The organism is Bradyrhizobium sp. CCBAU 11361 (assembly GCF_028128935.1).
Taxonomy (GTDB): domain Bacteria; phylum Pseudomonadota; class Alphaproteobacteria; order Rhizobiales; family Xanthobacteraceae; genus Bradyrhizobium; species Bradyrhizobium niftali.
This window is the reverse complement of record NZ_LBJZ01000177.1, coordinates 73862-95419: the sequence shown is the minus strand read 5'-3', so window position 1 is coordinate 95419 and position 21558 is coordinate 73862. Positions and strand designations below refer to the sequence as shown.

16 protein-coding genes are annotated in these 21558 nt (G+C 65.1%); 11 read left to right on the top strand and 5 right to left on the bottom strand.

The window, feature by feature from the left end; translation table 11 throughout:
• Positions 1 to 82: 82 nt before the first annotated feature.
• Both XI08_RS21790 and XI08_RS21785 read right to left on the bottom strand, forming a co-directional pair.
• Positions 83 to 502, bottom strand: a complete 420-nt coding sequence (locus XI08_RS21790) for a CBS domain-containing protein (RefSeq protein ID WP_271575915.1) — start codon at positions 500 to 502, stop codon at positions 83 to 85.
• A gap of 231 nt (positions 503 to 733) precedes the next feature.
• Positions 734 to 1204, bottom strand: a complete 471-nt coding sequence (locus tag XI08_RS21785) for an aminoacyl-tRNA deacylase (RefSeq protein WP_271575914.1) — start codon at positions 1202 to 1204, stop codon at positions 734 to 736.
• Between the two features lie 270 nt (positions 1205 to 1474).
• Here XI08_RS21785 and XI08_RS21780 point away from each other — a divergent pair, with 270 nt between their 5' ends.
• The 5 genes from XI08_RS21780 (at position 1475) to XI08_RS21760 (ending at position 9246) form a co-directional block, all read left to right on the top strand.
• The gene (locus tag XI08_RS21780; RefSeq protein WP_271575913.1) at positions 1475 to 4258 is read left to right on the top strand and encodes a UPF0182 family membrane protein; all 2784 of its coding nucleotides are present in this window, start codon (positions 1475 to 1477) and stop codon (positions 4256 to 4258) included.
• A gap of 197 nt (positions 4259 to 4455) precedes the next feature.
• Positions 4456 to 4989 carry a 2'-5' RNA ligase family protein gene (locus XI08_RS21775; protein WP_271575912.1) on the top strand — a complete coding sequence of 178 codons (534 nt, stop codon included), beginning with the start codon at positions 4456 to 4458 and terminating at the stop codon, positions 4987 to 4989.
• A gap of 910 nt (positions 4990 to 5899) precedes the next feature.
• Positions 5900 to 7405: an amidohydrolase family protein gene (locus XI08_RS21770; RefSeq protein WP_271575911.1), complete on the top strand. Its 1506-nt coding sequence runs from the start codon at positions 5900 to 5902 to the stop codon at positions 7403 to 7405.
• A 3-nt stretch (positions 7406 to 7408) separates the two neighbouring features.
• Positions 7409 to 8338: a CobW family GTP-binding protein gene (locus tag XI08_RS21765; protein ID WP_271575910.1), complete on the top strand. Its 930-nt coding sequence runs from the start codon at positions 7409 to 7411 to the stop codon at positions 8336 to 8338.
• A gap of 44 nt (positions 8339 to 8382) precedes the next feature.
• Positions 8383 to 9246: an urea carboxylase-associated family protein gene (locus XI08_RS21760; protein WP_271575909.1), complete on the top strand. Its 864-nt coding sequence runs from the start codon at positions 8383 to 8385 to the stop codon at positions 9244 to 9246.
• Between the two features lie 95 nt (positions 9247 to 9341).
• Here XI08_RS21760 and XI08_RS21755 read toward each other — a convergent pair whose 3' ends face one another.
• Positions 9342 to 9719, bottom strand: a complete 378-nt coding sequence (locus XI08_RS21755; RefSeq protein WP_271575908.1) for a tautomerase family protein — start codon at positions 9717 to 9719, stop codon at positions 9342 to 9344.
• 166 nt (positions 9720 to 9885) lie between these two features.
• Here XI08_RS21755 and XI08_RS21750 point away from each other — a divergent pair, with 166 nt between their 5' ends.
• Entirely contained in the window at positions 9886 to 10485 is a 600-nt protein-coding gene (locus tag XI08_RS21750; RefSeq protein WP_271575907.1) for a TetR/AcrR family transcriptional regulator, read from the top strand.
• Between the two features lie 3 nt (positions 10486 to 10488).
• On the opposite strand, the gene XI08_RS21745 is transcribed toward XI08_RS21750, so the two are convergent.
• On the bottom strand, positions 10489 to 10959 hold the full coding sequence (locus tag XI08_RS21745) for a hypothetical protein (protein WP_271575906.1): 471 nt from the start codon (positions 10957 to 10959) through the stop codon (positions 10489 to 10491).
• Between the two features lie 11 nt (positions 10960 to 10970).
• Positions 10971 to 11471, bottom strand: a complete 501-nt coding sequence (locus tag XI08_RS21740; RefSeq protein ID WP_027547109.1) for a hypothetical protein — start codon at positions 11469 to 11471, stop codon at positions 10971 to 10973.
• A 295-nt stretch (positions 11472 to 11766) separates the two neighbouring features.
• Here XI08_RS21740 and XI08_RS21735 point away from each other — a divergent pair, with 295 nt between their 5' ends.
• From XI08_RS21735 to XI08_RS21715, 5 genes are all read left to right on the top strand, one after another.
• Positions 11767 to 13449: a methyl-accepting chemotaxis protein gene (locus XI08_RS21735; RefSeq protein WP_271575905.1), complete on the top strand. Its 1683-nt coding sequence runs from the start codon at positions 11767 to 11769 to the stop codon at positions 13447 to 13449.
• A gap of 12 nt (positions 13450 to 13461) precedes the next feature.
• A complete protein-coding gene (locus tag XI08_RS21730) occupies positions 13462 to 14133 on the top strand; it encodes an aspartate/glutamate racemase family protein (protein ID WP_271575904.1) in 672 nt (223 codons plus the stop codon).
• Positions 14134 to 14281: 148 nt separating this feature from the next.
• Positions 14282 to 16003, top strand: coding sequence for an AMP-binding protein (locus tag XI08_RS21725; RefSeq protein WP_271575903.1), 1722 nt, complete (start codon positions 14282 to 14284; stop codon positions 16001 to 16003).
• A 12-nt stretch (positions 16004 to 16015) separates the two neighbouring features.
• Positions 16016 to 19321: an acetyl-CoA carboxylase family protein gene (locus XI08_RS21720; RefSeq protein ID WP_271575902.1), complete on the top strand. Its 3306-nt coding sequence runs from the start codon at positions 16016 to 16018 to the stop codon at positions 19319 to 19321.
• 180 nt (positions 19322 to 19501) lie between these two features.
• Positions 19502 to 21358, top strand: coding sequence for a sigma-54-dependent Fis family transcriptional regulator (locus XI08_RS21715; RefSeq protein ID WP_271575901.1), 1857 nt, complete (start codon positions 19502 to 19504; stop codon positions 21356 to 21358).
• The last annotated feature ends 200 nt before the right edge of the window (positions 21359 to 21558 follow it).

Below are 21558 nucleotides of genomic sequence, written 5' to 3'. Positions count from 1 at the left end.
CCGATTGGCCAATTCGCAGGCGGTCGGCCGGGCGACCTGAACCGCCGGACGGACGGGCAAATCGACGTGCGCCCGCATCGTCTCAGTGATGCGCCGAAACACTCCTGACGGTCTCGGTCAGCATATCATTTGGCGCGGAACGGCTGAGGTCACCCAGGCTGATGATGCCGATCATCCGCTTGCTCTTGTTGATCACCGGCAATCTGCGGACCTGCAGCTTCTCCATATGATGCATCGCCTTTGCGAGGTCATCGTCCTCGCGGCAGCAATGGATGCCTTCAGTCATCACATCGCGCGCCGTCGCACGGCTGGCATCGAAGCCGTGGCTCGCGAGCCCTTTGCAGACGATATCGCGGTCGGTCACCATCCCGACCAGTTTGTCGTCCTCGCCAACCGGAATGCAGCCGATGTCATGCGCCCGCATCAATTTGGCAAGCTCGGTGAGAGGCGTGTCGGGGCTGACCCAGTCGACACCCTTGTGCATCACGTCTTTGACTTTCATGGCGAGCCTCCGTTGGTGGGTTTGAAGTGCATTGATGCAACGCGGCAGCCCCCATTCTCTGAATTGAACGACCGATCGGGCACGAGATCGCAGCACAAGGCATCGTTCCCCGGCCGTCCGACCGGACGAGCGCAGACGTTGTCGCCGTCACCCTCCCAAAGACCTAACAGCGACGTCGCGACCCGAGTTCCCGCCCAGGATCGCAAAGGCGATGGGCAGTGTCCAAAATCCTCAGTCGTGCGCGCTAAACCGCCCGTGCGGCGCATTGGCCGTCAGGCGCTCAAACTGCGCGTGTCCCATATGAAGCAGCGTCTCATGGTCGCCGGCTTCCATGTAGATATCCGGCTGCGCCTTGATGCTGTCGTCCACGATGGTATCCAGCCCGTAGCATTTGCCGACGGCAGGTACTGCACCGTGCGCACAGTCGCTGAACAGCCGATTGATCTCGGTTTCATCCGCCATGTGGACGTTGTCGCCGAGCTCTGTCCTCAGTTCCGACAGGTGGAGGTGGTGCGATGCGGGCAAGACGGCCAGCACGTATTCGCCGTCGCGCCGCAACACGATGCCCTTGGCGAGGCGATCGCCAGGGATGTGGCATACCTCGGCCGTGCGAGCGGACGTCATGCTGAGTTCGTGCGGGATCACCTCGTATTGGATGTTCTCAGCGGCTAGGTATTTCTGGAGCGTGGGAGCAATGGCCATGACATCACCTCCGATGCTGGATGCAAACGATCCACCGTAGGCGCTTCCCGGCAGGCTCTCGCCATACGATGGGCGGCTGCCTGACTATAGACCCAACTGGGTCTTCCATCCGCAATTATATGCGAGCTCGCAGTCTTATTCGGGATGGCGCGACACTTTGCGCTGTTCCGCGATCCCGGCGGTGCAGGTTCGAATACCGGTGTCCTCGCCGCGAGGTGCTAATCCCGAATCGAACGGGCGGGCGTCGCTCATTTCCGCTATAATGAAACCATGACGATCGGGATTACCGGACCCGGACGCAAGGTACCAAGGCAAAGTGCCGTGGTCAGGCTCATCGTTGCGGCCATCGTCATTGGGACCTGCCTCATCCTGCTCGCGCTCGCGAGCGACCTCCTGGTCGGCTGGCTGTGGTTTTCCTCGATCGGCTATCTGCAGGTTTTTTGGACGACAGTCGGCGCCGAGGCCGTCGTCTTTCTTGCTGTCTGGATGACAACCGCCGTCATCCTTTGGTTGAGCGGATGGCTCGCACTGCGCTTTGCCCGACGACGGCCGCCGCAGCCTGTCGCCGCGCCGGCGCAAAGCGCCGCGGGCAACGTGCAACCGGATCTGCTTGCGCTGGTGCGCGATCAACTGCCGTTGCCCCGGTTGATCGCAGGCGGTGCAGCTTTGCTCGCTCTTCTCGTTGCGGCGGAGGAAGCCGGCAACTGGGGTGTCTTCCTGCGATTTGTCTATCAGGTCCCCTACGGCGCAAACGATCCGCTCTACAACAAGGACATTGGCTTCTACCTCTTCTCACTGCCCGCCTATATCGTCATCAGGAACTGGATGATGCTCGCGCTCGTTCTGAGCGGGCTGTTCGCCGCGGCTGTCTACTGGGTGCACGGCGACATCGAATACGACGTTCACCACCGGTCAATATCGCCGGCGGCGATCGCTCATGGTTCCGCTCTGCTTGGTTTGGTCTTCGCCGTAAAAGCCTGGTCCTATGTTCTCGACCGCTATCTGCTGCTCTATGGCGACAATAGCGTCGTCGTCGGCGCAAGTTACACCGACGTGCATGTGGGGCTGCCGGCGTTGTGGTTGATGATCGGACTTTCGACCGTCGCGGCGCTTGCCGCCTGGGCGAACATCCGGGTTCGCACCTATCGGCTTCCGGCCGTGGCGATCGTGCTCGTCGGCGTCGGCATGTTCGTGCTGTCCGCCGTCGTTCCCGGGTTCTTCCGGCAGTTCTTCGTCAAGCCGAGCGAGTTGGAGCTGGAGAGGCCCTATATCGAACACAACATCGCGCTCACCCGGCAGGCATACAATCTCGATCAGATTGCAGCCAAGCCGTTTGCCGCCGAGCAGAAGCTTACCCCCGAGGTGCTCGAAGCCAACAAGGCGACAATCGAAAATATCAGGCTGTGGGACTGGCTGCCGCTGTCGGATACCTATGCGCAACTGCAGGAAATCCGCACCTATTACAAATTCCATGACCTCGACGTTGATCGCTACTGGCTCGATGGCTCCTACCAGAGCGTGATGCTCTCGGCCCGCGAACTGCGGTCTTCCCTGTTGCCGCCGAACGCCCAGACCTGGGTCAATCGCCACGTGCTGTTCACCCACGGCAATGGCGCGGTGATGAGCCCGGTCACACGCAAGAGTGCCGAAGGACTGCCGCTGTTCTATCTGCGCGATATTCCTCCTGTCGCAGACGTCGGTCCCAGGATCGACGAGCCGCGCATCTACTTCGGCGAGCAGACCGATGACTACGTCATCGTCAAGGGCAGCACGCCGGAGTTCGATTATCCCAAGGGGAAAGAGAACGCCTATGCGGCCTATGGCGGCGCCGGCGGCATCCCGATCGGGGGAATGGCCGCGAGAATGCTGTTTGCCTACTACTTCAACGACCCGAACCTGATTCTTTCAAACTACATCACGACCGACAGCCGGATCATGATCCGGCGCAATATCCAGACGCGGGTGAGCACGATCGCTCCGTTCCTCAGGCTCGATCATGATCCTTATCTGGTCGTCAGCAGTGGGCGCATGTTCTGGATGCAGGACGCCTACACGACGAACTCCTATTTCCCGTATGCAGAGCCGGCACAGGGGCTCGATCTCAACTACATTCGCAATTCGGTGAAGGTTGTCGTTGATGCGTATAACGGGACCGTCGACTTCTACCTGGTTGATTCCGGCGACCCGATTGCGGCGACCTACCAGCGCATCTTCCCGAGCCTGTTCAAGCCGTTCACGACGATGCCGCCGGACTTGCGGAAGCACGTTCGCTATCCGGAAGACCTGTTCCTGATTCAGGCCCGGATGTACCAGGCCTACCACATGGAGGCGGCCGACGTTTTCTACAACCGCGAGGATCTCTGGCAATTCCCGCGTCAGCCGGGCGGCGACGGCATCTCGATGATGACCCCCTATTACATCATCATGCGGCTGCCCGGCGAACCGCAGGCCGAATTCTTCCTCATGCTGCCCATGGTGCCGAGCCGCCGCGACAACATGATCGCGTGGCTCGCCGCGCGCTGCGATGCACCCGACTACGGCAAATTGATCGTCTACGAATTCCCCAAGGAGAAGCTCGTCTACGGGCCGTTCCAGATCGAGGCGCGGATCAATCAGAATACGGAGATCTCGCAACAGCTCACGCTGTGGAATCAGATGGGCTCGCGGGTGATCCGCGGGGCCAATCTGCTCGCGATTCCGATCGAGAACTCGATCCTTTACATATCGCCGCTCTATCTGCGAGCGCAGCAAGGACACCTGCCGGAGCTGAAGCGCGTGATCGCAGCCTATGGTGAGCATGTCGTGATGAAGGAAACGCTCGCCGAGGCATTGGCCGCCCTGTTCACGGAATCCGGTCCGGCGCCGGTCGCCCCGAGCAGGATGGAAGAGGCGCCCCTGGCAGGCCCGACGGCAAATCAGTCCAGGGAGGCGCTTGATCGCTACAACCAGGCCGTGGAGCGATTGAAGGCCGGAGATTGGAAAGGTTTCGGCACGCAATTCGATGCCATGCGCGAACTCCTGGAGGACATGAACCGGCGTCCCGTCGACCGGTGATGCCTCGGGCTTTCCGCATCCTTGGCCGAGGCACCTATGTGCGCGGACGCGTGCCTCAAGGGTGTGCCGTTAGGAATTACGGCGCAATTTCGATAGTATGATAGCTCGAGGTTTTAGTCTGGCTGGCGCGCCATTTCTCTGAGCCCGTCGGGCTTCTACACTTGGAGATTGATTGTTTCGTCCAAAGGATTGAGCTTGTGGCACTGGCCATCAACATCCGCGCCGACAACAGTTCTGCAACCGAGATCGAACGGCTGTGGGACCAGGTTGCTGCCTTTGAGGTCGAGCCGTCGATGCGCGCCCTCGGCTACCGACCGCATTTTACTTTTGCGATCTACGAGTCCCCTTCGATCAGCGAGAAGACTGCATGGGATGCCATGCTGACGGCCGTCACCGGCGAGGCGCAACTGCGTATCGAATTCAGACAAATTCGTTGGTTCGAAGGTTCGCCTCTCGTCCTCTGGGCCGACCCAACGTCCAATGGGGCCCTAACCCGCATCCACAGCGCCATCAGTGCAGCAATTGATCCGGTGCATTGTCGCCCTCACTATCGGCCCGGAGCGTGGACGCCACACTGCACGCTCGGCACGCGCATCGCCGACGAACGGCACGATGACGCCATTGCCTTTGCACGGTCATACGACCGCAGGATCGAAGTGCTGTTCGATGTGGTGGATTGCGTCGCCTTTCCGCCGGTGCGAATTATATCCGAGCAGAGATTGCCATCGTAGTCGGTCGTCAATCGGGGTGATGTGTTTCGCGAGAGCTCGGCCCATTCCTTGCGTACCAAGCGACGCTTCGGACCTGATCCGCTGCAGGCGCGCCATCTCGCGACTGCGCGGCCGTCGGGCAAAACAGCCGAAACAGGATGTCAACCCCGTCCTCGCAAGATATTCCACTTTACCGAAATTCGGATTTGTCGTATGTGTCGACCATCCCAGCCCGGCAAAAGGGGCGGTCGTACGTCGTCACGAACGCGGGCTGGGTTGCGGTGGACGCGGGCGGCGTTAAGGCGGTCGGTAGCGTGCAGGGCGAGATGAACCTCGTGAGCGCGCTACGGACCGCGAAGACGGACGGCGCCCAAGCTTTGCGGAGCCTTTGACGGAGCAGGGCCGTGCCCTGCGAAGCCTCCTGGCGAAGCAGGGTCAGCTCGCGTACGGCGAAACCGTGTGGTCCTGGCCGTCGTTGCTACGGTCAAACCCTGGCGAAGGCGTCAATCGCGTCAACCGGCGCGGTGCCGTGCATTTTGCGAGGGCGAGGGAGGCCAGAACGAACTCGGCTCCCGGGAGAGCGCGGCATAGGCCGTTAAATCATCGCGCAGGGAAGGCCGGGTTTCGGCTGCCCTGTGTCTCCCCTGTGCATTGCGTGTGCATCTGTTCAGCGCAGGGGTCTTAATGGGTGCCAGCCGGCGCCCGGTCTTCCCTGCGCCCTTTCTTTCGAGGGGGTGTGAAGCGAAGCACAGCTCGGGCAGATCATGCCGCGAGACTGCAGGCGCGCGCCCGGACCTCCCGCCCCGGACCTCCCATGTGAGCATGCTGCATCGGCATCCGCGGCGGTGGTCGTCGTCCCGAAAATCTGCCTCTATGCGCCCCGACGTGCCTCCAAAGCTGCTGCCGGGTCTTTGGGGGTTTTGGCAATAGCATGCGGAGCGACGATATGAGCGGTTTGGTGATCTCTGGCGGCCGGGTGGTGGATCCGGCGAGCGGGATGGATGCCATCGGCGATGTGGCGGTGGTGGACGGCAAGATCGCCGCCGTCGGCGCCTCGCTCGGCGGCGCCGAGCGGGTGATCGACGCCACCGGCCTCGTGGTGGCGCCCGGCTTCATCGATCTGCACGCGCACGGCCAGTCGATCCCGGCCGACCGCATGCAGGCGTTCGACGGGGTGACGACGACGCTCGATCTCGAGGCCGGCGTGCTGCCGGTCGCATCCTGGTATGAGCGTCAGGCCAGGAAGGGACGCGTGCTGAACTACGGCGCCGCCACCAACTGGGCCTTTGCACGCATCGGCGCGATGACGGGCTCCAATGCGGAAAGCTCGCTGGAGGCGTTCGGCAACGCCATGCGCGACCGCCGCTGGATGGACAACGTCGCGAACGATACGGAGGTCGCCGGCATCCTCGATCGCCTCGCGCGCGGCCTGAACGAAGGCGGCATCGGCATCGGCATCTTGAACGCCTATGCGCCGGGCGCCGGCGTGCAGGAGCTGACCGCGGTCTGCCAGCTTGCAGCCGCCAAGGACGTGCCGACCTTCACCCACGTCGCCTACATGTCGCGCATCGATCCTGAAAGCGCGGCGGAGGCCTATATCCGCCTGATCGGCTATGCCGGCGCCACCGGCGCGCACATGCACATCTGCCATTTCAACTCGTCGAGCAAGACCGATATCGAGCGCTGCCGCGTGCTGGTCGAGAAGGCTCAGGCGCAGGGCCTGCCCATCACGGTCGAGGCCTATCCTTACGGTACCGGCTCGACCGTGCTGGCCGCGGCGTTCTTCAGCGACCCCCAATTCGTCGAGCGCAACGGCACCGGATATGACTCCGTGCAGCGCGTGACCGACGGCTATCGCTTCCACGACCGCGAGGAGCTGCTCAAGGCACAGGCCGAAGAGCCGTCGTCGCTGGTGCTCTGGCACATCCTCGACACCGAGAACAATTCGCATCACCGCGACCTGCTCGACATGTCGGTGCTCTATCCCGGCGGCGCCATCGCATCCGACGCGATGCCGTGGACGACGTCGGACGGCAAGACTTACACCGGCGACGCCTGGCCGCTGCCGGACGATGCGACGTCGCATCCGCGCTCGGCCGGCTGCTTCACGAAGTTCATCCGGGAATGGGTGCGCGAACGCAAGACGGTGTCGCTGCTGGAAGGCGTGCGCAAATGCGCGCTGATCCCGGCGGGGATCCTGTCGCAGAGCACGCCCGCGATGCGCGCCAAGGGCCGGCTCGCGAAGGACGCCGATGCCGACATCGTCGTGTTCGACTACGAGAAGCTCAGCGACCGCGCCACCTTCACGGCGATGAACCGTCCATCCGAGGGCGTGCGGCATCTCGTCGTCAGCGGCCAGGTGCTGATCAGCGACGGCGTGCTGGACGTGGCGGCGCGGCCGGGCAAACCCGTGCGCCGCCCGGTCGTCGAGAGCTGACCCATGCCGGTCCCCATTCTGCTGGTCACTGGCTTTCTGGGGGCGGGCAAGACCACGGTCGTCAACCATCTGCTGGCGCATGCGGAGGGACGGCGGATCGCCGCCGTCGTCAACGATTTCGGCGCGATCAACATCGATGCGGAGCTGATCGCGGGCGCGAGCGACGGCGTGGTGAGCCTTGCCAACGGCTGCATCTGCTGCTCGCTCGAAGGTGATCTCTTGCGCACGCTCGCGACTCTGCTGCGGCGTGATCCGAAACCGGACACCATCGTCATCGAGACCAGCGGCGTCGCCGATCCCTCCGACATCGTGCGCAACCTGATGGATCCGGTGATCCTGCGCGAGGCGCCGCTGGAAACCGTGCTCTGCGTGATGGACGCAGGCACACCGCCGTCAGCCTTCGATGACGCGCTGATGCGCGCGCAGCTGCGCGTCGCCGATATCGTCGCGCTCAGCAAGCTGGATCTGGCGGACGAGGGCGCAGGTACCAGGATGCGCGAAGCCATCCGCGCGCTGCGCGTCCCCGCCGTGGTGGTCGATGCGCAGCACGGCGAGATTCCGTCCGCGCTGCTGTTTCCCGCAGCCATCGATCGCGCGCCTGCGCCGCGCGAGCCGGGGCCGCGGCGGCCGGCAGAAGAACGCTTCGAGACGCTGAGCTGGACCTCGGACCACCCGATCTCGCTGCCGCGCTTGCAGCAGGCCATCGGCCGGCTGGCGCCAAAGCTCGCCCGCGCCAAGGGCCTGTTCGAGACCGTCGAGCAGCCCGGCCGCCTGACCGTGTTCCAGTTCGCCGGCGGCCGCGCGACACTGGCACCGGGTGAGGCGCCGACACCAGGCGTGCCGCGGTCACGTATCGTCTTCATCGCCGAGCTCGGGGTGCTGTCGAAGGCCGAGCTCGACGGGATCATGGAGGGGTGCGTTGCGAGCGGGTGAGATGAGGCGGTAGGATGGATTGCAGTCACAGGGATCAGCCCGGCATGTCGCCCATAATCGCACCCGCAGACGCCGCTTCGCGCCGCGCCGCCAAGCCGACGATCGTCTATCCGGCCGGCACGATGCCCGGGCCCGACCTGGCCGCGCTCGAGCAAGCCCGCCGCACGATGGTCAAGACGCACGAGCTCATCGTGCCGCCACGCGATGCCAGAACATTTCGCGTGGCGCGCGGCCAGTTTTTCCGCATCGTCAGCATCGATGGCCCTCAGGTCGGCGATCTCAACCTCTGGAATGCAGAGGATCTCTCCGAGCGCTTCTTCAGCGGCAAGACGCGGGCGCTCCACGGCACGCATGTCGGCATCGGAGACCGGCTCTGGAGCAATATGCCCTACCTTCGGCCGATGGCGACCATCAGTCACGACACGCTCGGCTGGTACGGCTTCGACGAGGACGGCGCCGGCATTCATGATGTCATCGGCACGCGTTGCGATCCCTACACAAATCTCCTGTTGAACGGCACGGCCTACGATTTCTGCTGCCATTCCAACCTGTCCCGCGCGCTTGCCGCCGAGCTCAAGATGGAGCCCCGCGCGATCGAGCATCATGTCCACGACGTGCTCAACGTCTTCATGTGCACCGGCTTCACGAAGGACACGCACCAATATTTCATGAAGGCAAGTCCGGTCCGTCCCGGCGACTTCATCGAGTTTCTCGCGGAGATCGACCTGCTCGGCGCGTTGTCGGCCTGTCCCGGTGGAGACTGTAGCGCAACCCATTCCAGCGATGCTGCGGCATGCCATGCGCTCAAGATCGAGATCTTCGAGCCGGATCGAACGACACTGAAGGACTGGAGCTGGCCGTCGCCAAGTGCCTATCACCGTCGCCATGGTGGGCATGCGCAAGGCTGAGCCTCAATCCTCCACCGGCAATCCGCTGCCGTGCACATACCAATCCGCGCGGGACGTCCAGTGCACGTGCCGGCCGGGCGTCGCGCCCGGCAAATTCACGCGAACTGCGCGAGGCCGTGGCCGACCGACCAGTTCTCCCTGGGGGCATCGAGCACGTTCACGAACACGTCTTCGGGCCGGATGCCCGGATTCTCGCCGAGCAGGTCCGCGATCCGCCGGTACAGCGCCTTCTTCTGCTCAGGGGTGCGCGAGGCGAACACGGTGATCTGGATCAGCACGGCGTCCTCGCTTCGCGTGACGCCATAGGCATTGCCGCAGCGGAAGTTCGCGGGGTCATGCTCGCTGATGGTCATGAACTCGTCGCCCTCGGGCACGTTCAGCGCCTCCCGCATGGCACGGTAGAGGCCGTCGAGGATCGCCTGCCGGTAGGCGTCGGGCTTTCCGGCGCGCATCGAGATGTGAAGGAGAGGCATGAGCTGGTCCCTTTGCATGCGGGCCGATCGGCCAAGGCGTTTGGTGCGCGCCGGCGGTCCGGCTCATTGACGAAACGGGCTATCAATCCCAACTAGTTTTTGACACCATGTCGAGAAAACACGTTCTTGACACCGTGTCAAATACATTCAGGCCGAGGACCGACATTTGAGACCGCGCGAGTTCGACCACGACGACGTCCTGCGCATCGCGTTCGACCAGTTCTGGCGCAAGGGCGTGCGCGGCACCTCGCTGTCGGACATTGCGCGCGATGCCGGCGTCCAGCGCGGCAGCCTCTACAATGCCTTCGGCAGCAAGGAGGCACTGTTCCTCCAAGCCTATGAACGCTATGCGGGCGATTATCTCCTCGCCCTGCAAAAGGCGCTCAGTGCGGGCAGTTTGCGAAAACGCCTCACGGCGTTTTTCGATCTGACCATCGTGAATTTCCGCTCGGGCTCGCCGCCGCGCGGATGCCCGACCACGCGCGGCCTGATGGAGCTCGGCGCGGTCGGAGGCGAGGGGCTCGACGAGGAAGCGCGCCAGGCCTTTGCGAACCTCATCTCGCGCATCACCGCGCTGGTTCAGGACGCATTGTCGGCAGGCGCGAAACGCGGCGAGTTCAACGGCAATCCTGCGGCCGCAGCGCTGCACATCATCACGGTGACGCGCGGCCTCGCCGTGCTCGAACGGGCCTTCGGCGACGAGGCGCAGCTGCGCAAGATCGCTGCCCACACGATCGATCTCGTGCTCGGCAAGGCGGGCGGTTAGGCGTCAGCAGCAGGCAAGCGCGTTGACCGCCCGCGTTGCCGCATCCTCGTTCCCGGAGCCGACGAACTGGCAGACGACAGACCCGAGTTCACCCGGCTGCTCGCTGCGGGCGACCGCCAGCAGCCGCATCAATTCCGCCTCGTCCTTCGACAGGCGCCGGCACGATGGCGGCATGAAGCACAGCTCGCACGGCCGGCCGCTGCGCAGGATCCTGACGAGCGCCGCAGCCCGTGCAACCAGCAACGGGCTGTCGGCAATGCCGGGCGCCTCATCGGCAAAGCGATAGGCCGCCTCCCAGCAATCGGAGGCGCCGGTCGCATAGGCAGCTCCAATGAAGCGGAACAGCGAAAGCGCGACGCGGCAGAATGGATCGTAGCTTTCGATGCTCGGACGGGTCGCAAGCGCGGCCTGGAGCGGGCAGGGTCGCGACTGGCGGGCCGGGTCAGGCACAGGATTGCTCGTAGCCTCCATCATGAACGATCTCGTCAATGCAATGTGGGACTGCCGACAAGCCAGCTCTTCATCACCATCGTCCGGTCCTGGTCAAAAGGCTCGACGTGCCGGTCAGGGAGAATGAGGCCGGCCATGCGGAAGATGGTCGCAAGTCCCCGCACCGGCGCCAGCGCCCAATCCGCGCCCACCGGCGGCAGCCAGCACTCGAACTGCTCGCGCGCGACATCGTCGCGCTCCTTCTGCGCGGCGGCGATCGCCCGCAGGATTCCGTGCTCGCTCTCCGACATGCGCGGACAGGTGGGGCAATGCACTTCGATCGCCGTATGCGCCGTGCAGGCGAAGATCTCGATGATCGCTTCCAGTGATGGCACGGCGTCGCCCACGCGGAAGTGATCGTATACCTGCTGGATATCCGCCGCGGTCGGAACGGCACTTCCGCTGCGCGCCTTGGCGCGAAAGCCCCAGATGAAGAGCCGCTCGGCCGCGGTCAGTGCGGGAAGGTCGATGGGCTTGGCGTATGTCGATTGATGCATTGAGCCTCTGGCCTTTCGCTGCGGGCACGCCGCGTCTGGCGCTGACTGTTTGCGCCGATCGTTCTGCCAGAGCCTGTCGCAAGTCAACGCGTCGAAGGCCGATATCGAGGTCTTCTAGATTTGAAGCGTTTGGATATCGGATGCGTCCGGCCCCGCAAACCTGCCGGGCCGCACGCGGCATGCCGGCTGCCTGCCCACGCGATCTCAAGGGATTTGGGGAACCCGAATGCTTAAAGCTTTGCTAAGGGGAACGGGATAAACAGGCATATCAGCCCTTCCAATTTTGCGAGCCCCGATGATTTTCTCCCGCATCAGTTTCAAGCTGGTCCTGATTGTCGGCATCAGCCTCCTCGGCATGATTGCGCTGGCGCCGATCGCGCTTTCGACCCTGCGCACGCAGATGGTCGCCGATCGCCAGGCCAAGACGCAGCAGATGGTGGATGTCGGCTACGGCATCCTGGCGCACTATCAGAAGCTCGAGAGCGAAGGAAAACTCCCGCGCGAACAGGCGCAGGCCGCCGCGATGGCGGAGATCAAGAGCCTGCGCTACGACAAGGTCGAGTATTTCTGGATCAATGACATGACCCCCAGGATGGTCATGCACCCGATCAAGCCCGAGCTTGACGGCAAGGACCTTTCGGGGATGAAGGACCCCGCCGACAACGCGCTGTTCATGGGCTTCGTTGACGTCGTCAACAAGCAGGGCGCCGGCTTCTACAGCTATCTCTGGCCGAAGCCCGGCTTCGACCAGCCGGTCGGGAAGATCTCCTATGTGAAGGGCTTTGCGCCCTGGGGCTGGATCATCGGCACCGGCATCTATCTCGACGACGTCGATGCCGTGTTCCGCCAGAACGCGACGACGTTCGCGCTGGTCTGTCTTGCCGTGCTCGTGCTGGTGCTCGGTGCCTCCTTCGTGATTGGCCGCAGCGTCACGAAGCCGCTCGCGAAAATCACCGCGCTGACCGAGCGTCTCGCCGCCGGCGACACTGCGTTCGATGTACCCTACGCCGATCGCCGCGACGAAGTCGGCGGACTCGCCAAGGCACTTGCCGTGTTCAAGGACAATGCGTCGGCCGTGGGCCGGATGCATGCCGAGCAGCAGGAGGCGAAGCAGCGGGCCGACGGCGAGAAGCGCAAGACGATGGCCGATCTCGCCGGCAAATTCGAGGCGAGCGTCCAGGCCGTGGTCCGCGACGTGTTCGACGAGGCGCGCGCGATGCAGCAGGCCGCGCAGGGCATGTCGGAGACCGCGAACAAGGCGACCGATCGCGCGAGCTTCGTCGCGACTGCCTGCCAGCAAGCCTCGAGCAATGTGCAGACGGTGGCCTCCGCCGCCGGCCAGCTGTCGTCCTCGATCACCGAGATCAGCCAGCGCGTCGCGCAGGCCGCGACGGTCGCTGACAAGGCGGCCGCCGACGGTCAGCGCACCAACGACACCGTGCAGGGGCTTGCCGCCGCCGCGCACAAGATCGGCGAGGTCATCGACCTCATCAACCAGATCGCCTCGCAGACCAACCTGCTCGCGCTCAACGCCACCATCGAGGCGGCGCGCGCGGGCGAATCCGGCAGGGGTTTTGCTGTGGTCGCGAGCGAGGTGAAGTCGCTGGCGAGCCAGACCGCGAAGGCTACCGACGAGATCGGCGCGCAGATCACCGCGATCCAGGCCGAGACCAACCAGGTCGTCGGCAACATCGAGAGCATCCGCAAGACCATCATGGAGGTCAACGAGATCTCCTCGTCGATCGCAGCCGCCGTCGAGGAGCAGGGCGCGGCGACGCAGGCGATCGCGCACAGCGTGCAGGAGGCGGCGTCCGGCACCGACCAGGTCTCGCAAAACATCTCCGGCGTGACCGATGCGACCGCCGAGACCGGCCAGGCCGCCGGCCTCGTGCTGCAATCCAGCGGCCGGCTGACGCAGAAACTGCAATCGCTCGAGGACGAGGTCAGCGCCTTCGTTGCCGGCGTGCGGGCGGCCTAGTATAGCGACAGGATGGACCCAAATTCCGATCGGCGCGCGCGCATCCTCCTGATCAATCCGAACAGTCTTGAGGCGACCACGGCGATGATGGTCGCCATCGCGAAGTCGGCCGCCGCGACCGGTTTCGACATCGTCGGCGCCACGGCAACGCGCGCGCCGTCGATGATCGTGTCGGTGGAGGCGCTGGAGGCGGCCGCCCCCGAGGTCGAGGAGATCGCGCGGGCGCATCAAGCTACCTCGGACGGCATCATCGTCGCTGCGTTCGGCGATCCGGGCCTTGCCGGAATCAGGGCGGCGATCAGGCTGCCTGCGGTGGGCATCGGCGAGTCGTCGATGCTGGAGGCCGCCGAAGGTGGCCGCCGGTTCGGTGTGGCGACCACGACGCCGCTGCTCAAAGCGAAGATCGACGCATTGCCGGACGCGCTGGGACTGCGATCGTGCTACACCGGCACGCGCTTTGCCGAAGGCGATCCGAACGAGCTGATGCGCGATCCGGCGCGGCTGCGCGCAGCCCTTGCCGGCGCGGTCGAGGCCTGCATCGCGCAGGACGGGGCGGAGGCCGTCATCATCGGCGGCGGGCCGCTGGGCGAAGCCGCGCGCGAGCTTCAGCCGATGTTCACTGTCCCCGTCATCGCGCCGATCCCGTCGGCCGTGAGGCGGATCATTCGCCTCGTCACGGCGTGACGCCTGCTTTTTTCCGCGCCGCGGCATCGGCCGTGATGCGGAAAACTGTTTTCCTTGACATGAAGTGCGCGGTGCTCGACGTGTAACGATGCCGAGCGACGGCACGCGCGTGCCCTCGCGAAAAGAAAAACAGCACCGGGATGACGTCATGAACGCGGGCATCAGCGAAAAGGACTACCTCGCCACCCTGCGCGGCTTGTGGGACAAGGCTTGGCCGAAGGGCATGCCGCGTTCGCCGAACTATCTGCACGGCGAAGTTCCCTTGACGGAATATCTGCGCGCCTGGGCGAAGCGGAGCCCGGATCGTCCCGCGGTGATCTTCTACGGGCACGTCACCACCTACGCCGATCTCGACCGGCAGAGCGACCGCTTCGCGGCGCTGTTGCAGGCCAAGGGCGTGCGCAAGGGCGATCGCGTCGCCGTCTTCCTGCCGAACTGCCCGCAATTCCACATCGTGTTCTTCGGCATCTTGAAGCTCGGCGCGGTCCATGTCCCCGTCAGTCCGCTGTCGCGCGCGTTCGAGCTGTCCTACGAGCTGAACGACACCCAGGCCGATGTGATCGTGGCGCTGGACCAGCTCATCCCCGTCGTCGAGCAGGTGCGGGGCGAGGTACGGCTGCGCGAGATCATCGTCACCAGCTTTGCCGATGTCGTGCCGGCATCGCCCGCATTTCCCGCACCGGACTCGATCCGCGCGCCGCGCATCGCAGTCGCAGGCGCGACCGATCTGCTGCCCGCGCTTGCCGCGCTGCCCGCGCCTGCGCCGCTGCCGTCGCCCGGCCTCGACGAGGTCGCCGCGCTGAACTACACCGGCGGCACCACCGGCATGCCGAAGGGCTGCGTCCATACCCATCGCGACATGGTCTACACCGCCGCCGCCAATTACGGCATCTCAGTGCTATCAGACGAGAGCAGCGTGTTCCTGTCGTTCTTCCCGGAGTTCTGGATCGCGGGTGAGAACCTTGGCCTGATCTTCCCGCTGTTCTCCGGCGCGACGCTGGTCCTGCTGGCGCGCTGGGATGCCGTCGGCGCGATGGCCGCGATCGACAAGTACAAGGTCACGATCACCGCGATGCCCGTCGATGGCGCGGTGGAGCTGATGGATCATCCGCGCTGGAGCGAGTTCGACCTGTCGTCGTTGAAGCAGGTGCGCGTTGTCTCCTTCGTCAAGAAGCTCAACGCCGACTATCGCAAACGCTGGAAGGATCTCACCGGCACGATCCTGATGGAGGCGGCCTGGGGCATGACCGAGACCCACACCTCCAACACCTTCACATCAGGCTTCCAGGACGACGATTTCGATCTCAACAATCAGCCGATCTTCGTCGGCCTGCCCGTCCCTGGCGCCGAGTTCAAGATCACCGATTTCGAGACCGGCGCGCTGCTGCCGCTCGGCGCGGAAGGCGAGATCCGGGTGCGGACGCCGTCGCTGCTCAAGAGCTACTGGAACAAGCCGGAGGCGACCGCAGAGTCGCTCGTCGATGGCTGGCTGCGCACCGGCGACATCGGCAGCATCGACAAGGACGGCTTTCTGCACTTCCTCGGCCGCCGCAAGGAGATGCTCAAGGTCAAGGGCATGAGCGTTTTCCCGCCGGAGATCGAGGCGCTGCTGGGGCAGCACCCGAAGGTGCTGGGCTCGGGCGTGGTCGGACGCGACGATCCCGAGAAGGGTCAGGTGCCGGTGGCCTATATCCAGCTCAAGCCGGAGGCGGTCGGTACCATCTCGGCGGAAAGCCTGCGCGCCTGGTGCGCCGAGCGCATGGCCGTCTACAAGGTCCCGGAGATCCGCATCATTGCAGCCTTGCCCCTGACGGCGACGGGTAAGGTGAAGAAGCAGGACCTCGATCCAAATCTGCCTGCCGCAGTCTGAGTGAGAGACATCATGTCGTTCAAGAGACTCCTGATCGCCAATCGCGGCGAGATCGCCATCCGCATCGCGCGCGCGGCGGCCGATGCCGGCATAGCGACGGTTGCGATCCACCCAGCGGACGACGCGCTGTCGCTGCATGTGCGGGTCGCCGACGAGGCGGTCGAAATCCCCGGCCGCGGCGCGCGGGCTTATCTCGACATCGAGGCGGTGGTGACGGCGGCGAAGAGTGCCGGCTGCGATGCGGTGCATCCCGGCTATGGCTTCCTCAGCGAGAACGCGGCGTTCGCCAAGGCTTGCGGCGGCGCGGGCATTGCTTTCGTCGGGCCGAAGGCTGCGGCGCTCGAGCTGTTCGGCGACAAGGTCGCGGCGCGGCAATTGGCAAAGCGCTGCGGCGTGCCGATCATCGCCGGCACCAGCGGGCCGTCGTCGCTGGAGGAGATCACGGCGTTCTTCACGTCGGTTGGCGGCAATGCGGCGATCGTGATCAAGGCGATGGCCGGCGGCGGTGGCCGCGGCATGCGCGTGGTCGAGAGCGCGGCCGACCTCGCGGAAGCCTATGCGCGCTGCCAGTCCGAGGCCAAGGCGGCGTTCGGCTTCGACGGCGTCTATGCCGAGCGGCTGATCCGCCAGGCGCGCCATATCGAGGTGCAGATCATCGGCGACCGCCACGGCGCGATCTCTCATCTCTGGGAACGCGAATGCACCATCCAGCGCCGGCACCAGAAGCTGATCGAGGTGGCGCCGAGCCCGTCACTGAGCGAGCCCTTGCGTGGTCGGATCATCGAGGCGGCAAGGCAGCTCGCGACCGCCGCGGCTTACGACAATCTCGGTACCTTCGAGTTCCTGGTCGACGGCACGGCGGAGGACAGCTTTGCCTTCATCGAGGCCAATCCGCGGCTCCAGGTCGAACACACCGTGACGGAAGCGGTGCTCGGCCTCGACCTCGTCCGCGCCCAGCTTGCGGTCGCCGCGGGCAGCACGCTGGCCTCGCTCGACCTTGCGCAAGGATCGATCCCGAAGCCGCGCGGCTACGCCATGCAGCTCCGCGTCAACATGGAGACGCTGGACGAGACAGGCGCGACGCATCCGACCGGCGGCGTGCTCGCCGTGTTCGAGCCGCCGTCGGGACCCGGCGTCCGCGTCGATAGCTTTGGTTATTCGGGCTACAAGACCAGCGCGGCCTTCGACTCGCTGCTCGCAAAGGTCATCGTGCATACGCCTGGCGAGGCCTGGCATGACGTGGTCGCCAAGGCTTCGCGCGCCTTGCGCGAATTCCGGATCGACGGCGTCGTCACCAACGTCGCGTTTCTCCAGGCCGTGCTCGCGCATCCCGACTTCAGGACCAACCGCATCGCGACCGATTTCATCGATCGCAACATTGCGAAGCTCGTCGAAGCGGCCGACGGCGCAGCCAAGCCGCTCTATTTTGCCGCGACCGAGCGAGGCGGCGGTCACGGCACCGAGGCACAAGTCGCGCAGGTCGTGCCTGAAGGCGCGGTGATGGTCGCGGCACCCTTGCAGGGGACCATCGTTACCATCCAGGTGAAGGAAGGCGAGATCGTGCGCCCCGGCCAGCAGCTCGCCGTGATCGAGTCCATGAAGATGGAACATCTCGTCATGGCCGAGCAGGGCGGCCGGGTCATGAAGCTCGTCGCCGGCGACGGCGTCACGCTGATGCATGGCGAAGCGATCATGTATCTCGAGCCGCTCGACGTCGCGGCCGATCATTCCGCGGCGGAGACCGATGTCGATCTCGACCATATCCGCCCCGATCTCGCCGAGCTGATCGCGCGCCAGGCCAACACGCTCGATGCGAACCGGCCGGCGTCGGTCGAGCGGCGCCGCAACACCAATCAGCGCACCGCCCGCGAGAACGTCACCCAGTTCGTCGACGACGGCTCCTTCATGGAGTACGGCGGCCTCGCGATTGCGGCGCAGCGCCGCCGGCGCAAGCTCGATGATCTCATCAGGAACACGCCGGCCGACGGTCTCGTGATGGGCGTTGCCACCGTCAATGCGGAGCATTTCGGCCCGGAGGGCGCGCGCTGCATCGTCGTGGCCTACGACTACACCGTGCTCGCGGGCACGCAGGGCCACATGAACCACAAGAAGATCGACCGCATGCTGACATTGGCGGAAGATTGGCGCGTGCCGCTGGTGTTCTACGCCGAAGGCGGCGGTGGCCGGCCCGGCGACACCGACCGGCTCGGCATGACAGGTCTCGACGGCCCGTCCTTCGTGCAGTTCGCACGGCTCTCCGGCCTTGTGCCTGTGATCGGCGTCGTCTCCGGCTATTGCTTTGCCGGCAATGCCGCGATGCTCGGCTGCTGCGACGTGATCATCGCGACCAAGAACGCCTCGATCGGCATGGGCGGCCCCGCGATGATCGAGGGCGGCGGGCTCGGCGTCTACCATCCGGCCGAGGTCGGGCCGGTCTCGTTCCAGTCGCCGAACGGCGTCATCGACATCCTCGTCGAAGATGAAGAAGAGGCGACGCGTGTCGCGCAAAAATACCTGTCCTATTTCCAGGGCGCGGTGACGGAGTGGCAGGCCGCCGACCAGCGTCTGCTCCGCCGCGCCATCCCGGAGAACCGCCTGCGCGTTTACGACATCCGCAGCGTGATCGATCTCGTCGCCGACAAGGATTCGGTGCTGGAGCTGCGCCGCGACTACGGCGTCGGCATGATCACCGCGCTGATCCGCATCGAGGGCAAGCCGTTCGGCCTGATCGCCAACAACCCGCGCCATCTCGGCGGCGCCATCGATGCCGACGCCGGCGATAAGGCCGCGCGCTTTCTCCAGCTCTGCGACGCCTTCGATCTGCCGATCGTCTCGCTCTGCGACACGCCCGGCTTCATGGTCGGCCCGGAAGCCGAGAAGACCGCGATCGTGCGCCACGTCTCGCGCATGTTCGTGACCGGCGCCAGCCTCACCGTCCCGCTGTTCGGCATCGTGCTGCGCAAGGGCTATGGGCTGGGCGCGCAGTCGATGATCGGCGGCGGCTTCCATGCCTCGTTCTTCACCGCGGCCTGGCCGACGGGCGAATTCGGCGGCATGGGCCTCGAAGGCTATGTCCGCCTCGGCTTCCGCAAGGAGATGGAGGCGATTGCCGATCCCGAAGAGCGCGAGACCTATTACCGTAACAAGGTCGCCGAGCTCTACGCCAACGGCAAGGCGGTCTCGATCGCGTCCGTGTTCGAGATCGACAACGTCATCGACCCTGCGGAGACGCGGCGCTGGATCATGGCGGGGCTTAGGTCAGTGCCGAAGCCCGAGCCGAGGACAACGAAGAAGCGGCCCTGTATCGATACGTGGTGAGGGCGTTGCAGCAATTTATGGACGACGTCATTCCGGGGCGATGCGAAGCATCGAACCCGGAATCTCGAGATTCCGGGTTCGGCTCTTCGAGCCGCCCCGGAATGACGAGGGGGTTCCCGATTGACATCCCCGCCCGTGCTGCCAGACTTTGCACAATAATACAGGGTGGAGACGTCCGCGATGGCCAGCCTTTCGGCCTCGAACCATGTCGCCCGTGTCTTGTCCGTCGCCAATCACGTGGCCGACGTCGATGCCTCTTCGCGGATTGCCAATTCCTGGCGGCGCTGCCTGATCAGCCACAAGCTCGATCCCGCCCGCCAGGGCCCGCCGCAGACGCTGACCGAAGCCGAGATCCGGCAGGTCGCCGAGCCGATGGAGGAGACGATCCGGCTCGCAACGCCCGAGCTCGACGACCTCGCCCGCGTGCTGCGCGACGCCGGCTACTGCGTGAATCTGGCTGATGTGAACGCGACCATGCTGTTCAGCCGGCTTCCGGGCGAAGCCGATGCCAGGATGTTTCTGGACTGGAAGATCTACACCGGCTCGAACTTCGCCGAGACTTGTGAGGGCACCAACGGGCTCGGCACCGCACTCGCCGAGCAGAAGCCTATCCTGGTGCATCGCGACGAGCATTTTCGCGCGCAGTGGCACATGTTCTCCTGTGCCGTGGCGCCGCTGTTCGACCAGGCCGGGCGGCTCGCCGGTGCCATCAACATCACCTCCTGCCGCGAGGATCTCGAACGCGCCGCGCATCAGCTCGCGCTCGCGGTGACCATGGAGGCGACGCGGCGGATGGAGGGCGCGATCTTCCGCGGCCATTTCCGCAACGCCTGGATCGCGACGGTGCCGGGTGACGGCGGCAGCGGCCTGCTCGCCTATGACGACGACCGCCGCATCGTCGGCGCGTGTCGTTCCGCGCGTGCGCTGCTCGGCCTCACCGACGGCATGATCGCATCGGGCATCGATCTGTCGCGTTACATCAAGTTCGATCATCACGCCGCGCGCAGTGCGGACGATGTTGTTGACCTGCGCCGCGCCGATGGCAGTCCGTTGGGCCAGGGCCACGTTGCCCCACCGCTGCGCGCGAGATCACACGTTCCGCGCCGAGATGCGCCTGTCGATCGCTTCGATGCTTTGAGCCGGCTCGCCGGCCGCGATCCCGGCCTGATCAGAAGCGTGAAGCGGCTCAGGAGCATCGGCGATCACAATCTGCCGGTGCTGCTGCATGGCGAGACCGGCGTCGGCAAGGACGTGTTCGCGCGCGCCATTCACGCCGCCAGCAACCGCGCGCGCAACCACTATGTCGCGCTGAACTGCGCGGCGATGCCGGAGAGCCTGATCGATGCCGAGCTGTTCGGCTACGAGGCCGGGGCCTTCACCGGCGCGCGGCGCGAGGGCTCGAAGGGCCTGATCGTGCAGGCCGACGGCGGCACGCTGTTCCTCGACGAGATCGGCGACATGCCGATCGCGCTGCAGACGCGCCTCTTGCGCGTGCTGGAAAACCGCGAGGTCTGGCCGCTCGGCGCGCTCAAGCCGGTGCCGGTCGACATCCGCCTTATCAGCGCCACCCATCGCGATCTCGGCCGCATGGCGGAGGAGGGCGCCTTCCGCGCCGATCTCTATTTTCGTCTCCGCGGCATGGAGGTGAAGCTGCCAAGCTTGCGCGAGCGCGCCGACCGCGACGACATCATTCGCCAGATTGCACGCGAGGAAGCGCCCAATTGCCGCCTGTCGGACGAAGCCTGGGCGTTGCTCTCGGCCTATCACTATCCCGGCAACATGCGCCAGCTCCGACATGTGTTGCGGCTTGCCGGCTGCACCGCGGAGAACGGCGTCATCGCCGATGCCGATCTCGATCTGCCGCCGTTCGGTGGCCGTGCGGCGGAACCGGACCTCGCGGCGGCCGAGCGCGCGACGATCATCGAGGCGCTGCGCAAGCACGGCGGCCGCGTGACAGAAGCGGCGCGTGCGCTGAAGCTTAGCCGCGCGACGCTGTATCGGAAGATCAAGCAGCTGAAGATCGAGACCGCGCAGTAGCGTCGAGGAGCGAGCCCCAGGCTTCGCCTCTCCCCGCTTGCGGGGAGAGGCCGACGCGCGAAGCGCGGCGGGTGAGGGGGACTCTCCGCGAGTCCAACTATTCCCGTCCCCGTGGAGACTCCCCCTCACCCCAACCCTCTCAGCGCGAGCGAAGCTCGTCGCGGCCCCGCAAGCGGGGCGAGGGAGCGCACCTGCGATGC